This window comes from Treponema brennaborense DSM 12168 (genome assembly GCF_000212415.1).
GTDB lineage: Bacteria > Spirochaetota > Spirochaetia > Treponematales > Treponemataceae > Treponema_F > Treponema_F brennaborense.
Genome location: NC_015500.1, coordinates 2,417,041 through 2,431,933 on the forward strand (window position 1 = coordinate 2,417,041; position 14,893 = coordinate 2,431,933).

The window sequence follows — 14,893 nt, forward strand, 5'->3', positions numbered from 1 at the left end:
CTACAGCTTATACTGGCTAACGATTTCCGAAAGTTCTTTGATACTGTCGGTTATCAAAAGACTTTCCTGATTCACTTCCTGAACGGCGTTGTTGATCTGTACGGAACCCGCCGCCATTTCGTTCATGCTGCCGGAAACTGAATCGCTCAATTCGCTCAGCTGCTTTGCTTTTTCCCGCAGCGCGTTGCTCGCCGATATCATGTTCTGCGAACTTTCCGACACGGTATGCGTTACCGTATCTATCACCTGAATCGATTTGAGTACCTGATCGTTAGCAAGATTTTGCTCCTGCATCGCCTGCAGCACGACGTCTTCCTGCCGGCTGACGGTAACCGTCAAATTGAGCATATCGGAAAACGCCCGATCAGCCGTACCGGCGGATTCCGCAATCAGTGAAATTTTGGCCATAAGCCATTTCAGAACGCTCGTAATCGCCTTGCTTTGCCGGCTTGATTCCTCCGCCAGTTTGCGGATTTCATCGGCAACCACCGCAAATCCCTGCCCGTACTCACCGGCGTGGGCGGCTTCAATCGCGGCGTTCATGGCGAGCAGATTCGTCTGACTCGAAATGTTCTGTATGACCGAACTTGCGTTCAGCAGGGAATCGGATTTTGCATACATTTCGTCCGACATTTTTCTATTATCGGCGGCGATATCCTGAGCCACTTTTGCCTGCTGTTCAAGCTGTTCGATCGACCGGATATTTCCCTCTACGATTTGCGTAACGGAACGGACGTTGGCAACCATTTCTTCCACGGACGCAAGCGAATCCTGCACGCTCCGTTCCTGCGCCGCAATGTCTCCGTTCAAATCGGTGAGCAGCTGCGTCATTTTCTGCACCGTATTTTCCGTTTCCAAGACGATTTCATTCTGGTTTCCGGCCTGTACTTTGACACTGTCTATATTTGCGGTAATTTGATGAATCGCCGCAACCGTTTCTTCCATATCCGCGGCAAGCGTCGTACCGGCGGAACATATTTTATCCGTGTGATTGCGTACCGAAACGAAATTATTCCTGATTTTTTCTATCGTTTTGTTGAAATAAAGTGCGATACGCGCCGGCTCGTCTTTTCCGACGCACTCAAGCCGGACGGTCAAATCACCCTCGCCGTCCGAAATATCGTGCAACAAATCGGCCGTCGTTATCAGCGGCTTGAGCATCGGCGTAAGAACCAATACGAAACTCAGAATCAGAATACAGCCTAAAACCGAAAACGTCAAAATCAGCATTCCGGTTACACGATCCGCCAACGCGTACGAGTCTTTCAAGGGCGTCATCGATACGACGAACCAGGTTGAATCGCTGTCTCTCAGCGAAAGCGGCAGGACAATGCCGACGACTTCCTTATCGAGATCAATCGAATGAGTTACGAATAAAAACGAACCGTTTTCAACGGTGCCGGTTCGGAGCGAATCGAACACCGATCGGTTCTTTTCAAAAAGGGGGTCTTTTTGCCCGATAGACGATTCATTCGGAGAAACGAGCACGTTACCTTCGCCGGAAATCAACTTTGAGTAGTTATTTTTGACTGAAGTATCCGTATCCAAAGACACCCAATCGCTCAAATGAATATCGAATCCGACGAATCCCATCCGAATACCGGAAGCATCGGTTACCGGAACCGCAATGGTAAAAATCAGCGTATGTTTGCCGAGCGCCAAATCGTCTTCGTCAAAAGCGGGCTCGCTTATGTCCAGCGCGTTTTTTTGCGCCAAAGAAGTATACCAGTCGGTATCCGCATAATCTTCAATCGAAGTGAAAGAGGATTCACCGGCGTCGTCGGTGAACCAGCAGGCAGAAAACCGGCCCTGCGCTCCGTACAATTCCGATCCGGCGAATTCGGCGTCCCGTCCGTCCAGCGCGTTCGGCTCCCAAATGGTCCAGGCACTGTAACAATTTTCCATACTTTCAAACGAATCTTTCAATAAGCCGGACAATATATTCCGGCGATATTCGGCCGGAATTTGTTTGAACGAACCGAATTGTGCTGCAAGATTTTCCGCTATTCCGATTTTCAACTGCATATCGGATTCAATGCGGGAACCGATAGTCTTGGCGAACAGAGTCAATTTCGTATCAGTTTCATCTTCCACCGCACGTTTTACAAAATGTGAAACGAAAAAGCAAGCGGCCACACTGAAAACGCACAAAACGGAACATAAAACGAGTAGTAATTTTTTCTTCATATCTACCATCCTACTGTACAAAAGTTGTATACCACACGGTGTACGAAATCGTATAGTAAATGATAACGAAAATTTTTTCAATATGTAAAATAATTTACTTTTTATGAATTCAAGTGTCCGGAGAAAGGAAACGACCGTTTTTGCGGAAGGAACGCAGCTCTGCCGGGAACCCGTCGGGAACCCGATCTGTCGGGCAAAAGAGATTGCCCGACGGGGTCCTTCCGCAGCCGGAGCTGCTATTTCAGCTTTTCGATAACGAGATCTCCCATTTTTCCGGTACCGACCAATTTTCCGGCAGCTTTCACCGCTTCCAGATCCGCACCGCTGCCGGCAATGTCGCCGGTCCGCCATCCCGCGTCGAGCACCGCTTCCACGGCTTTTTCAACGGCCGCGGCTTCCGCGTTCATGCCGAAGTCGTAACGCAGCAGCATTGCGCACGAAAGGATCGTCGCAAGCGGATTCGCCTTGTCCTGCCCCGCGATATCCGGCGCGGAACCGTGAATCGGCTCGTACAACCCGGGGCCGGATCCGTCGCCCAGAGAGGCGGACGCGAGCATTCCGATGGAGCCGGTAATCTGACTCGCTTCGTCGGAAAGGATATCGCCGAACATATTGCTCGTCGCGATAACGTCGAACTGTCCGGGATTGCGCACCAACTGCATCGCCGCGTTGTCCACGTACATATACGAAAGTTCCACGCCCGGATAATCGGCCTTAACCGATTCGGTTACCTCGCGCCACAGCCGGCTCGATTCCAGAATGTTCGCTTTATCAACGACGCACAGCTTATTGCGGCGTTTTTGTGCGGACTCGAAGCCGAGGCGCACGATGCGCTCGATTTCGGGAACCGTGTATTTTTCGGTATCCCACGCGGTGCTGTTGTCGGCAGACCGGCCGCGTTCCCCGAAATAAATGCCGCCGGTCAATTCACGCACGATCAGCAAATCGAGACCTTTTCCGACGATTTCGTTTTTAAGCGGGCACGCGGCGGACAATTGTTTAAACATGACGGCCGGGCGCAGATTCGCGTATACTTTCATGCCTCCGCGCAGACCGAGCAGCGCCTTTTCCGGACGCAGATGGCCGGGAACGTTGTCCCACTTCGGCCCGCCGACGGCACCCAACAATACGGCGTCGCTTGCCAGACACGTGTCCAGCGACGCTTTCGGCAGCGGCTCTCCGGTAGCGTCGATAGCGGCGCCGCCGGCCAGAACCGTTTTATAGGAAAATGAATGTCCGAATTTTACCGCCACTGCGTCAAGCACGCGGACACCTTCACGCACGATATCAGGTCCGATACCGTCGCCGGGAATAAGCGCAATCGTTTTTTTCATAAAAACCCCTATGAAACGTTAAGCCCGTCCGGAACCGTTCGGCGGCTGACTGCCGGTACGCTGCGTCGACACAATGTACCGCCGCAACACACCGGCGCATGAGCGCAGTACGCACGGAACCCGCAGTATGACGCGGAATCCGCCCCGCACGATGCTTAACAAATAATAAAATATAAGCAGTATTTATAAATATACTACACTATTGCGCGGATCGTGTCCAGACGATCGGCTTACGAGCGCAAAAAACAGAAAAAACATAATATCCTCTTGACAAAATGATATTATAGTAAGTATAATATCATACGAGGTACAAATATGGAATTTAATACCGGCGCGGCCTTGCTGGACGCAGTTGTACTTTCGATAGTTGCCAGAGAAGGAACATACGGATACAAAATCACGCAGGACGTCCGGAATATCATGAATATTTCGGAAAGCACGCTGTATCCGGTACTCAGGCGGCTGCAAAAAGACAACTGTTTGGACACGTACGACGTCGAATTCGGCGGCAGAAACAGGCGCTACTACAAAATTACGGCAAACGGCATGATACGGCTTGACGAATATCGCCGGGAATGGAATGCTTACCGTAAGAAGATCGATAAGGTGTTGTTCGGCACGGAAGCGGATAACAACGGGTAACAGAGGAAGGAGACTATGAACAAAACGGAGTATATTGCCGCGCTCAGAACGGAGATTCAAGCACTGCCGGAAACTGAGCGAGAAGAAGCAATTTTATACTATACGGAATACTTCGACGACGCAGGAGCGGAAAACGAAGCGGCGGTTATTGCCGAACTCGGTACGCCCGAAGAGTTGGGAAAGTATATTTTGACAAAGTTTTCGTGTGTGCCGGAAACGGTCAAAGCTTCCGCCAAAAAAAAGGCGGAGTCCGCCCTGAATGCAGCCGGAAAAACGGAAAAGGCGTCGTCGGGAGCAAAAATTCTGCTCATCATCCTGTTGGTTGTCATAACGTTTCCGATTTGGATACCGGTTGTCAGCACCGTTTTCGGCATCGCGTTCGGTCTGCTGATCGCCGCAATCGCTATCGTATGCAGCCTGTTCATCGCGGCGATCGCCGTTCTCATCGGCGGGTTGGCGGCGCTCATCTTCGGCTTGGCGGCAATGTTCACCGCGCCGGTGTCGGGCATTTTGCTGGCGGGGCTCGGTTTGATGCTGGCGGGAGCCGGTTTGATCTGCACCGTCTTCGGCATTTGGATCTGCACGAAATGCATTCCCGTCATTATCAGGGGATTCGTAAAATTGTGCAAAATGCCGTTCAGCAGACGGAAGGAGAATGACAACGTATGAAATCCAAAAATAAAATTGCAATTATCATCGGACTGTGCCTTGCCGGAGCGGGTCTGCTGTTAACGCTGATTGCACTCGCCGCCGGTGCAACGATAGAAAAAGCGGTGTACGATATTGACAAAAATATCGGAAAAAACGGACGCGCCGCCGCCGTTTACGAAAAGTGGGACGACTACGACAAAGGAGAGTATTATATGGAAGAAAAAGACCTTATTCTGCGCGGAGAAACGTATTCGGCGGAATCAGTCAGGCGTCTTAAACTGGACATTGCGGCGGCGGAAGCACAGCTCGTCATCGGGGACCGTTTTTCCGTACAGTCTGCGAATATTCCCTGCGCGGTCGATTTCAGCGACGGCACGCTGAACATACGCACGAAACATCCGCGCTGGAACTGGCTGTTCAAAGCGCCGTGGAAAAATCCAAAAATCGTCGTAACGGTTCCGCCGCACGCGAAGCTCGACTCGGTAAGCATCGAAATAGGAGCCGGCTCGCTTGTCAGCAAAAACGCGGAAATTTCATGCAATTCGGCAAAAATCGAAGTCGGAATGGGCGAATGCATATTGTATAATTTTACCGCAGCGGAATACGCCGATATAGAATGCGGCATGGGCTCCATGGAAATCCGCGGAACGATTACCGGTTCGGCAAAAGTCGATTGCGGTATGGGAGAAATCAATCTGTACCTGTACGGCGATCCGCAGGACTATTCGTACACCGCGTCGGTCGGTATGGGAAGCGTGCGTGTGAACACGACCGAACTGAACGGTATGGGCGGAAAAGCGCAATCTCCTTACCGAGGTAAAAACGACCTTGAAATTGACTGCGGAATGGGTTCCATCAACGTCCAAATCGCACGATAGACGTACAATAAATAGGAATAACCGATTATGGAGGAAAATCAATTGGCAGAAACGGAAAACACCGGAAAAAAATTGCGCAAATCACGGAACAAAATGATTTGCGGTGTGTGTGCGGGCGTCGCCGAATACTTTGCGGTAGATCCGACGCTGATCAGACTGATAACCGTCTTTCTGGTATTCGCGGGAATCGGAAGCGGGCTGCTCGCCTATATCATCGCGGCAATCATCATGCCCGAAGCGCCTCAGTCGTAACCGGAACGGCGCCCTGAAGCAAAACGGCAGCTTTTCTTCAGCGGCGCTTTTTTTACAACCGCGTTGCCGGCCCCGCACCATTTACGGCTACGGGGTACCGAGCCTCACGTTACGGCGGACCTCGCTTCGGCCAATCAGCACACACGAAAAGAATCTTCCCAAATGCGGTTTTTATTGTTTCCGATATAATTCTTCGATTTTCTCGTGAATGGAAGACTGTGCGTTTTCCAATTCCTTGTCAATGATCGAGTTAATTTTGTTCTGCACGGAACCGTCTATCGTATGCGCATTCTGAGAATAAAACAACAAAGACGGAGCGATATTAAAAACATCTATCATTTTTTCAAGCAATTTGTACGTTACAAATTTACCGCCTGTTTCAATAACGCTTAAATGGTTCGGTGAAATTTCAAGAATTTCTGAAAGCTGCTCTTGAGAAAGTCCCATCTGCTTTCTGTAATATTTTACATTTTCTCCAAAAATCTTTCTTATATTTATTTCACACATAAAAAAAGTATGAAGCATAAAACGAACTTATTACACATTCAAAAAGAATTAGTATTTATAAAATACATTCTTTTAGATTGATTATTATCTCGAATTGAATTATAATATTTATAAAATCATTCTAAAAGAATGTTTGTTTTTAACAAGGCGCTTTGAGAGAATCATGGGAATGACTGTTTTTGAAAACCGAATCGTTAACCGTTACGCCGTTCTTGCCGGAACTTCCTCTAAAGCGGGATTCCAGCAGAAATCAATTTGCAGCATATACGATTTTCTCAAAAGTACGGCCGGCGGCGCATGGGCGGACAGGGAGATTTTGATTCTTCCCGAAGGCGTTGACGTTCCCCTGCTGAAATTCATTCTGCGGCGTGCTGCGGAATGCGGAACTGATTTTCTGTTCCTGTATTTCTGTGGAAACGAGCACGACGGGCTGACAGGGGACGGCTTCTCCGTCGGCGGCACGGAAATTAAGCGTAATTATATAGAAGAAACATGCAAAAAACAGGTTACGGTGTTCGACACGTGCGCGGCGCTTGTTCCGGCGGACGCTGACGGTGCGGAGGAATGGAACGCTGACGACGGTGCAACCGCGTGCTGCGCGGACACCGGCGACGGTGCAGACGAGCGGCAGCTTGCAATGGCACGCATATTGGGTGATGAAGCGCTTTGTGCGGTGGACGGCGGTCTGTGGCTGTCAGGGTGCACGGAGGGCGAACGGCCGGTGCTCCGCGTTGACGGCTGTGGCGTGTACACCGCGGCATTGGTAGAATCGCTTGCCGCGGCGAACTCTATGCTCGATTTTAGAACGGCGGACAGAAGCGCGCGGTTTGCGTGCGCCGTGGCAAGGGCGGCGGCGGAAGCTGCTGTCAAAGAGGGAATTCCGGGGTGACGAAACTACCGTGCAAGATAAGAAAACTTAAAAAAACAGTTGGGAGAAAAAAGACCGCATATTACGTACCCGTTACGTATAGTTTGGCAGAAACAATATGAAAGGTAAGCGTTATCTTGCAAAAAATATGTTTTTTCTCACAATCGGGCAGTTCGGAACAAAATTGTTAAGTTTCTTTCTTGTACCGCTGTATACGAGCGTTCTGACTTCGGCAGAGTACGGAACGTACGACTTATATTCGGCGACGGTAGGACTGTTGGTGCCGATTCTGACACTGAATATAGCGGATTCAACCATGCGCTTTATGCTGGACAAGAACGTTTCAAAGGAAGCTGTCGTTTCCATCAGCATAAGAAATTATATTTTCAGCATTGTTCTGTTCACGGCATTCATTGCCTTGAACAGTGTTTTCAACCTGTTTCCTATTTTCAATGAATATCGTGCGTTTCTTTTTCTTATGTTCGCTACCAACGGCCTAAGTTCTCTTTTTTTGAATATTGCCAGAGGATTTGACAAGATAAAAGACGTTTCAGTTTCCGGTGTACTTTGTTCTGCCGTAATGATTGCGCTAAATCTGATTTTTCTACTGCCGCTTCACCTTGGGCTGAAAGGCTATTATCTTGCGACGATTACCGGAATCGCCGTTCAGATTGCGTATCTGTTTTTTTCGCTCCGAATATACAAATTCAGCAACTTCAAGATAAAAGAGCCGGCTCTCAATAAGCGAATGCTTCGGTATTCCTGTCCGATGATGTTGAACTCCGTTTCTTGGTGGGTCAATTCGGTTTCCGACCGTTACATCATAACATGGCTCTGCGGAATTATCGAAAACGGCATCTATTCGGTGGCGTATAAGATTCCGTCTATTTTGACAATGTTTCAGAGTATTTTTGCACAGGCTTGGACGCTTTCTGCGGTACAGGATTTTGATAAAGAAGATGTAAGCGGATTTTTTTCTGACATGTACAACTTTTATAACGTCTGCATGGTTCTTCTATGTTCGGGACTCATAATTCTAACAAAACCACTTGCCCATGTGCTGTTTGCAAATGATTTTTATGCAGCATGGAGATACGTACCGTTTCTTCTGCTTTCTACGGTTTTCGGTGCACTTTCAGGTTATATAGGCGGAATTTTTGCCGCAGTGAAAAATTCCACGGCATTTGCAATATCAAGTTTTGTTGGTGCGGCAATAAACATCGTGCTGAATATAATTCTTATTCGTTTAGTCGGAACAGTCGGGGCTGCGGTTGCGACACTCGTAAGCTATTTTGCAACTTGGATTATGCGCCTTATCTGTACAAGAAGAATCATAAAACTGAAGGTGAATTTTTTTAGGGATGGAGCCGCTTATGCCGTTCTCCTTTTGCAGACGGTAATAGTTCTGAAAATGAAATCTTCGTCGCCTATTCTGTATGGCACCTGTCTGATTCTGCTGATTCTGATTTTAATACTGTATCGGGTGGTGATTTTCGGGGTAATTCATTTTGTAATGGAAAAATTCAAAGAGGTCAAAGTATGAGTGAGAACGAAAAAGTGTCTGTTGTCGTAGCTATTTATAAATCCGAGGAATTTCTTGATAAACTTATTATTTCTTTGATTGAGCAGACTTATAAAAATATTGAAATAATTCTGATTGACGACGGTTCTCCTGATAACAGCGGAAAAATTTGTGATGCTTATGCGGAAAAGGATTCAAGGATAAAAGTAATCCATAAAAAAAACGGCGGTACGTGTGAAGCCAGAAATGTGGGAATGGAACAATGTACAGGAGAATGGCTGGTAATTGTTGATGGTGATGACTGGCTTGAAACGGACTATGTAGAGTATATGCTTCGCCTTGTGCATCAAACAGGTTCTGATATGGGAATGAGTACTGAGATTTTTACCACACGAGACAGAATTCAAACTGCTGTTGATAAGATTGAAACGTGGACATCTGAATATACTGCGGCGCAGATTATTCTTCCATATATTGCAATCGGACCTTGGAATAAAATTTATAGGCTGGACGTTTTACGACAAAATAGTCTAACGTTTTCTGTTCCGTGGTCGGGTGAAGGTCTTTATTTTTCATCTTTTGCGGCTCAATATTCAAACCATGTTGGTATCGGACATCGGAAAGTTTACAACTACCGTTTAAACAATGTTAATTCCGGTCTTACAAATTATAAGCTGGAGATGGGAACAAATGCCTTCCAGAATATAAGATATATTAAGGAACATCTTATCATAAAAACTCCGCTCCTTATAAATGCCTGTAACTGGCACATTTGGAAAAATTACAATTTTATTCTGTTTTTAATTATCGCAACAGATTCAAAAGGAAAAAATATAGAACTGTATAAAGACTGCTTAAAAAATAATAGGAAACTTTTCATTTCTGCAAATTTAAAAGCAGCACTTAAACTTAAAACGAAAATAAAGGGTTTAACAATCGGCCTCTTTCCGGTTTGGTATGCAAAACGCAGCTTCAAAAATCAAAAAAAAGCTCTGGCGAAAGATATCGCTGAATTGGGAGCCGCCCGGTGAAAACAGCAGGAATCATCACATATTGGGACACGGTTAATAATTACGGAAGCATTCTGCAGAACTATGCGCTACAGCAGTTCCTTATAAAACGCGGAATCAAGCCGTTTCTTATCAGAACTCGGTTTTATATTTCTAAAAGCAAACTTGAAATTTATAATGATGAGTTAAAGCGTACGGGAATTTTTGATGGCATGAGGAATCTTCCCGGAAGGGTCTTTCGGAAACTGTACCGTATTCTTGCCCGCTCCGATAAAAAAGACTCACGGAGGGATTTTTCTTCATTCATCGCAGAGAATCTTTCTCCGACGGATATTTTTACATCCCTTCCCGAGCTGCAAAAAAAATGTCCGGAAGCTGATTTTTATATTGCAGGCAGCGACCAGATTTGGAACACCTATGGCAAATTGCGTGCTGAAATCGGAGATGAAGTCCAGTCGTTTCTGCTTGACTTTGCACCCTCCGCTTCAAAGAAAATAGCCTGCGCAGCTTCCTTTGGAACGGATATATTGGATGAAAAATGCAACCCGCTGTTCAGGAAAGCACTCCTGCAGTTTGACTTTATTTCCGTCCGTGAAAAGAGCGGCGTCGATATATGCGGAAAACTCGGATTTACTAACGTTTTTCTGCAACCTGATCCTACGATGCTTCTTTCTGCTGATGATTATCGGGCTATAGAAAGTGACAGGCTTGTTCCGCACGGTGCTTACATTCTACTTTACCTTTTGGGAAACACGACGGATTTTTCAATAGGCAGATTGAAAGCATTTGCAAGAAAAAACGGACTTGAAGTGGTGTATGTGTATGCCAATGACTTACAGAGAATTAATTTCTACAAGAAAACATACTCAACTATAAATGAATGGCTCGGTCTTTTCGACCGTGCGGAATATGTCGTCACCAATTCATTTCACGGAACGGTGTTCTCACTGATATTCAATAAACGGTTTATTGCTGTTCCGCAAAGCAGAAATTTTTCAAAGCAGAACGTAAGGATTCGCTCCCTTTTGGAGATTTTCGGGCTTTCTGCGAGAATAGCTGCGGACAACTGTAAATGGAATGCTAACTCATTCTCTCAACTATTCGAGTCCGTTGATTGGGAAAAAATAAATTCGAAATTGGAGAAAATCAGGAAAACAGCTCCGTTTGTGAAGTATATGGAGGAGAGGAACTATGATTCCTAAAATAATCCATTACTGCTGGTTCGGCGGGAATCCGCTGCCGGAACCGGCACAGAAATGCCTTACTTCATGGAGGAAATTTCTTCCTGATTATGAAATAAAGGAATGGAATGAAAACGACTACGATGTCAGAAAAATTCCGTATGTCGCCCAAGCGTATGAGGCGAAAAAGTATGCCTTTGTGAGCGACTACGCGCGCTTCGACATTCTGTACCGGTACGGCGGAATTTATTTTGACACGGATGTTGAAGTAATAAAACCGCTTGATGATATTTTAGAACGCGGAGCGTTTGCCGGCGTTGAGTGCGCGGGCGCACTCAACGCCGGACTTGGCATAGCAAGTCCGGCGGCGAGTCCAATTTACAAAGAAATCCTTGATTCCTATGAAAAAAGCAATTTTCTGAAACAAGACGGTACGCAAGATTTAACAACAGTTGTTACGAGAGTAAGCGATATTTTCAGAAAACACGGATTCACCGACAAAGACGAAATTCAGACTGTCGCCGGAATAACGATATATCCGACGGAATATTTCTGCCCGAAATCATTGGAAACGGGAATAATTAGAATTACAAAAAATACTTATACGATTCATCATTATGACGGCAGCTGGACAAGCAAAGCTCAGAAGAAATATGACGGGAAACGCAAAAAACATTATGCGCAATTCGGCTGTCATATCGGAAAGTTTGTTTCTTTGGGTGCATTTATTCAATGGCAAATTACGGATAACGGATTCTTTGGTTTTTGCAGAAAAATCATAAGGAAGTTGAAGTAATGTTTAATATTTCAACTTTCTGGATTTTTTTATTGGGCATACGCCCTTTTTCTGAATTTCTCGGCATTCCGGCTGTTACTTTTACAGCATTAATTACCGGTCTTCAAGTTATTCATCTATTTATATTTCTTGAAAAAACATGTGGGAAAATGCATAAACATTATTTTTTCCTAATTTTGTTGATTCTTTTTACCGCATATAATTTTGCAACATTGGCTACCGTGAATATTGTGATATCCATAATTCTCTTAAAAAATGAGAGTTTAAAGAAAATTTCCCTGATATGTTTCTTGAGTATTTTAACGGCGTTATTTATCTATCTTTCGCTTTTGTCACTAACTATTCTGAAAGATGAATTAATCAGAATGCCGAAAGGTGTCGGTCATACATTCGGATTTGACAATACAAACGGAATCGGTGCTTTCGCAATGCAGATTACCCTTATTACCTATGTTTTTATCGCAAGCCATTTCAGAAATACAATACCGATTTATATTTTTTTGTTTCCGAATTATATGATCTACAAATTATCTTTAGGAAGAACACCGTTTTATACAATTATGATATTCTTTTTACTGATTTTAATCTTTTCATTATTTAAGAATACTTTGTGGAAATTAAAAAAAGCCGTTACGTTTTTACCGATACTGCTTTTTCTTTGTACAATAATTGCCTGCAAAATTTACGAACAATATCCGATTCTTGATGTCATTTTTACGACACGATTCAGTAAAAATTCTGTTCATTTGGATACGATGACTCCGCTTAATTACCTTATCGGATATAAATTACCGTCAGGCCCGATGGACTCTGCCTATCTTGACTCGCTTTTTGCCGGTGGAATTTTATCTGTATATATTTTTATTTCAGTTTCTATGAGAGGAATCTCTGAATTCAAATTCAGCGAATTAACCAAGTATATGCCTTTTGTAATCTGTATGCTTATCTCCGGATTTACCGAAAATACTTTTTCGTCTTTTTCATTGCAGACACTTCTTTTCTATAAAGTTTTATGTAATCAATTCCCCATAAAAGGGATTAAACGGAGGTATTTATATGCTGACATTTGAACTCTTAGTATCAACAATGCACAAAAATCAGGAACAGGTTCTTCAGATGCTTCAAGATGAGAACATTCACTGCGACAGCGTTGTGATCAATCAGTGTGATGAAAACAAAAATGAAGAACTCAGATTTGAAAATCAATCTGTCAGGATTTTTTATACAACGGAGCGCGGTTTAAGTCGCAGTCGCAACATGGCGATTCGGAATGCAAGGGCTGATATCGTCGCAATTGCAGACGATGATCTTTTTTACTATGACAGTTTTGACAGGACGATTTTGAATTATTACGAGAAGAATTCTATGGCGGATGTTGTTATGTTCAATATGGATTCTTTTATGAAGAAATTCGGAAATCATGAAACGAAATGTAAGTTCACAGAATTGGGTACTTACATTTCGGTTCAAACCTGTTTGAACCGAAGTGCACTTTTGAAAAAAAATGTCTGGTTCAGAGAAACGTTCGGAACAGGTTCAAAAGTATTCGATGCCGGAGAAGAAAATATTTTTCTTGCGGACTGCTTTAGAAGCGGACTGAAGATTTATTACTGCCCGGATAAAATTCTAAAACATGAACAATCTGATTCAACATGGTTTAAAGGTTTTAATGACCCGAAATTCCTCTCTGATAGAGGTGCCATTTATTGCGCAATTTCTCCTGTCTTTTCATGGTTATATTATTTACGCTTCGTAATTGTAAAAAGAAAAATCATTAAACCGATTTCAATGGCACAAGCATTTAAATTGATTCTAAATGGAAGAAAAAAATACAAAAGATTTCTTAAAGAAGAGAAAAAAATATGAAAATATGTTTTTTAACTCCAAGATTCCCGTTTCCGGAAAACGGAGGCGACGTACTTAGAATAAACAGTATTGCCCGGTATTTGAAATCGAAGGGAAACGAGCTGATTTTGATATCATTTTGTTTTGGTGAGATAAAGCTGAAAAAAGAATATTTCGATTTATACGATACGATTTATGTGGTAAAAAAATGCAAATTATCTTCTTATGTTTTCGCGTTTCTGTTTGCATTGTGCCAAAAACCTCTTCAATGCGGCTATTATTTTTCCGCCAGTTTCCTCAGACAGTTCAAGCGCACTCTTATCCGCGAGAGGCCGGATGAATGCGTTGCACACCTTTTGCGCATGGTTCCGTACCTTGAAAAGACGCGTGTCCGGGAAAAATCAATCGTAGAAATGACGGATGCACTTTCAAAAACATATGCAATTTCTTCTCAGACAAAACGGAATTCACTTAAAAAATTTATTTATCAGGCGGAATTTGGACTTATAAAAAAATATGAGCGTCGCGTAATCAGAACCTTTCCCAAAGTTGTACTTGTATCTCAGTCTGACATCGACTATTTAAAAGATATGAGCGAAACCTCAGGAGAAAATCTGTTTTTGCATACGAACGGAGTTACTGTAAATGAAAATATGTGTATCAATTACAATTCAAAGAAAATATGTTTTATAGGCAATATGCGCACTTTACAAAATCAGGATGCCGTTTTATTTTTTGTGAACGAAGTTTTTCCGCTTATAAAAAAAACAGAGCCGGAAACCGTGTTTTATATAATCGGAGCTGAACCGTCTGAAAAAATTAAAAATCTCTCAGATGATAAGTCGATTTTTGTAACGGGATTTGTTAAAAATATTGAATCGGCAATCGCTGATTCCTGTCTTGCCATAGCGCCGGTCAAAATTGCAGCCGGAATCCAAAATAAGGTTCTTACAGCAATGAGCTGTGCAGTTCCTGTCGTGATGACATCTCTTATTTCAGGTGCAATTCCTGAACTTTCAGACGGTAAAAACTGCATTATCAGAGATTTCCCCGGCGAAATGGCGGAAGCTTGTCTTCAATTAATGAAAAATGCCGAATTCAGACAAACTGTTTCAAAGGCCGGTCTCGAAATGGTATTAAATCATTATTCTTGGAATGAAAAACTTGCAGGGTATGAAAAAATACCGCGAAACGCCAAATCCTAGCGGTCTCTGCATTCG

15 protein-coding genes are annotated in these 14,893 nt (G+C 44.2%); 12 read left to right on the forward strand and 3 right to left on the reverse strand.

What is annotated here, in order from left to right:
- Both TREBR_RS10540 and leuB read right to left on the reverse strand, forming a co-directional pair.
- On the reverse strand, positions 1 to 2,187 hold the full coding sequence (locus TREBR_RS10540; protein WP_013759162.1) for a methyl-accepting chemotaxis protein: 2,187 nt from the start codon (positions 2,185 to 2,187) through the stop codon (positions 1 to 3).
- 236 nt (positions 2,188 to 2,423) lie between these two features.
- Positions 2,424 to 3,521 carry a 3-isopropylmalate dehydrogenase gene (leuB, locus tag TREBR_RS10545; RefSeq protein ID WP_013759163.1) on the reverse strand — a complete coding sequence of 366 codons (1,098 nt, stop codon included), beginning with the start codon at positions 3,519 to 3,521 and terminating at the stop codon, positions 2,424 to 2,426.
- Positions 3,522 to 3,836: 315 nt separating this feature from the next.
- Between leuB and TREBR_RS10550 the strand changes: the two genes are divergently transcribed.
- Genes TREBR_RS10550 through TREBR_RS10565 form a run of 4 tightly spaced genes read left to right on the forward strand, consistent with a single transcriptional unit; the run spans position 3,837 to position 5,944 of the window.
- On the forward strand, positions 3,837 to 4,163 hold the full coding sequence (locus TREBR_RS10550; RefSeq protein ID WP_013759164.1) for a PadR family transcriptional regulator: 327 nt from the start codon (positions 3,837 to 3,839) through the stop codon (positions 4,161 to 4,163).
- A gap of 15 nt (positions 4,164 to 4,178) precedes the next feature.
- Positions 4,179 to 4,832 (forward strand): DUF1700 domain-containing protein, encoded by a 654-nt coding sequence (locus tag TREBR_RS13820; RefSeq protein WP_013759165.1) that lies wholly within the window; start codon positions 4,179 to 4,181, stop codon positions 4,830 to 4,832.
- Complete coding sequence (locus tag TREBR_RS13825; protein ID WP_013759166.1) at positions 4,829 to 5,692, forward strand: DUF4097 family beta strand repeat-containing protein; 864 nt, start codon at positions 4,829 to 4,831, stop codon at positions 5,690 to 5,692. Before TREBR_RS13820 ends, TREBR_RS13825 begins: the two co-directional genes overlap by 4 nt.
- 27 nt (positions 5,693 to 5,719) lie before the next feature.
- Positions 5,720 to 5,944 (forward strand): PspC domain-containing protein, encoded by a 225-nt coding sequence (locus tag TREBR_RS10565; RefSeq protein WP_013759167.1) that lies wholly within the window; start codon positions 5,720 to 5,722, stop codon positions 5,942 to 5,944.
- A gap of 171 nt (positions 5,945 to 6,115) precedes the next feature.
- Here the strand turns inward: TREBR_RS10565 and TREBR_RS10570 are convergent, their stop codons facing one another.
- Positions 6,116 to 6,469 (reverse strand): helix-turn-helix domain-containing protein, encoded by a 354-nt coding sequence (locus TREBR_RS10570; protein ID WP_013759168.1) that lies wholly within the window; start codon positions 6,467 to 6,469, stop codon positions 6,116 to 6,118.
- Positions 6,470 to 6,614: 145 nt separating this feature from the next.
- Here TREBR_RS10570 and TREBR_RS10575 point away from each other — a divergent pair, with 145 nt between their 5' ends.
- From TREBR_RS10575 to TREBR_RS10610, 8 genes are all read left to right on the forward strand, one after another.
- A complete protein-coding gene (locus TREBR_RS10575; RefSeq protein WP_013759169.1) occupies positions 6,615 to 7,340 on the forward strand; it encodes a hypothetical protein in 726 nt (241 codons plus the stop codon).
- Between the two features lie 97 nt (positions 7,341 to 7,437).
- Complete coding sequence (locus tag TREBR_RS10580; protein ID WP_013759170.1) at positions 7,438 to 8,862, forward strand: oligosaccharide flippase family protein; 1,425 nt, start codon at positions 7,438 to 7,440, stop codon at positions 8,860 to 8,862.
- Positions 8,859 to 9,872: a glycosyltransferase family 2 protein gene (locus TREBR_RS10585; RefSeq protein ID WP_013759171.1), complete on the forward strand. Its 1,014-nt coding sequence runs from the start codon at positions 8,859 to 8,861 to the stop codon at positions 9,870 to 9,872. Before TREBR_RS10580 ends, TREBR_RS10585 begins: the two co-directional genes overlap by 4 nt.
- On the forward strand, positions 9,869 to 11,053 hold the full coding sequence (locus TREBR_RS10590; protein WP_013759172.1) for a polysaccharide pyruvyl transferase family protein: 1,185 nt from the start codon (positions 9,869 to 9,871) through the stop codon (positions 11,051 to 11,053). The genes TREBR_RS10585 and TREBR_RS10590 overlap by 4 nt, the downstream gene beginning before the upstream one ends.
- Positions 11,043 to 11,828, forward strand: a complete 786-nt coding sequence (locus tag TREBR_RS10595) for a glycosyltransferase family 32 protein (protein ID WP_013759173.1) — start codon at positions 11,043 to 11,045, stop codon at positions 11,826 to 11,828. Before TREBR_RS10590 ends, TREBR_RS10595 begins: the two co-directional genes overlap by 11 nt.
- Positions 11,828 to 12,898: a hypothetical protein gene (locus TREBR_RS10600; RefSeq protein WP_013759174.1), complete on the forward strand. Its 1,071-nt coding sequence runs from the start codon at positions 11,828 to 11,830 to the stop codon at positions 12,896 to 12,898. The genes TREBR_RS10595 and TREBR_RS10600 overlap by 1 nt, the downstream gene beginning before the upstream one ends.
- The gene (locus tag TREBR_RS10605) at positions 12,885 to 13,694 is read left to right on the forward strand and encodes a glycosyltransferase family 2 protein (protein WP_013759175.1); all 810 of its coding nucleotides are present in this window, start codon (positions 12,885 to 12,887) and stop codon (positions 13,692 to 13,694) included. The genes TREBR_RS10600 and TREBR_RS10605 overlap by 14 nt, the downstream gene beginning before the upstream one ends.
- Positions 13,691 to 14,878: a glycosyltransferase family 4 protein gene (locus TREBR_RS10610; protein ID WP_013759176.1), complete on the forward strand. Its 1,188-nt coding sequence runs from the start codon at positions 13,691 to 13,693 to the stop codon at positions 14,876 to 14,878. Before TREBR_RS10605 ends, TREBR_RS10610 begins: the two co-directional genes overlap by 4 nt.
- The last annotated feature ends 15 nt before the right edge of the window (positions 14,879 to 14,893 follow it).

What these genes read in the sequence shown, in the direction of transcription:
- TREBR_RS10540 (WP_013759162.1), bottom strand. Translation starts at nt 2,187, where the DNA reads ATGAAGAAAAAATTACTACTCGTTTTATGTTCCGTTTTGTGCGTTTTC.
- leuB (WP_013759163.1), bottom strand. Translation starts at nt 3,521, where the DNA reads ATGAAAAAAACGATTGCGCTTATTCCCGGCGACGGTATCGGACCTGAT.
- TREBR_RS10550 (WP_013759164.1), top strand. Translation starts at nt 3,837, where the DNA reads ATGGAATTTAATACCGGCGCGGCCTTGCTGGACGCAGTTGTACTTTCG.
- TREBR_RS13820 (WP_013759165.1), top strand. Translation starts at nt 4,179, where the DNA reads ATGAACAAAACGGAGTATATTGCCGCGCTCAGAACGGAGATTCAAGCA.
- TREBR_RS13825 (WP_013759166.1), top strand. Translation starts at nt 4,829, where the DNA reads ATGAAATCCAAAAATAAAATTGCAATTATCATCGGACTGTGCCTTGCC.
- TREBR_RS10565 (WP_013759167.1), top strand. Translation starts at nt 5,720, where the DNA reads ATGGAGGAAAATCAATTGGCAGAAACGGAAAACACCGGAAAAAAATTG.
- TREBR_RS10570 (WP_013759168.1), bottom strand. Translation starts at nt 6,469, where the DNA reads ATGCTTCATACTTTTTTTATGTGTGAAATAAATATAAGAAAGATTTTT.
- TREBR_RS10575 (WP_013759169.1), top strand. Translation starts at nt 6,615, where the DNA reads ATGGGAATGACTGTTTTTGAAAACCGAATCGTTAACCGTTACGCCGTT.
- TREBR_RS10580 (WP_013759170.1), top strand. Translation starts at nt 7,438, where the DNA reads ATGAAAGGTAAGCGTTATCTTGCAAAAAATATGTTTTTTCTCACAATC.
- TREBR_RS10585 (WP_013759171.1), top strand. Translation starts at nt 8,859, where the DNA reads ATGAGTGAGAACGAAAAAGTGTCTGTTGTCGTAGCTATTTATAAATCC.
- TREBR_RS10595 (WP_013759173.1), top strand. Translation starts at nt 11,043, where the DNA reads ATGATTCCTAAAATAATCCATTACTGCTGGTTCGGCGGGAATCCGCTG.
- TREBR_RS10600 (WP_013759174.1), top strand. Translation starts at nt 11,828, where the DNA reads ATGTTTAATATTTCAACTTTCTGGATTTTTTTATTGGGCATACGCCCT.
- TREBR_RS10605 (WP_013759175.1), top strand. Translation starts at nt 12,885, where the DNA reads ATGCTGACATTTGAACTCTTAGTATCAACAATGCACAAAAATCAGGAA.
- TREBR_RS10610 (WP_013759176.1), top strand. Translation starts at nt 13,691, where the DNA reads ATGAAAATATGTTTTTTAACTCCAAGATTCCCGTTTCCGGAAAACGGA.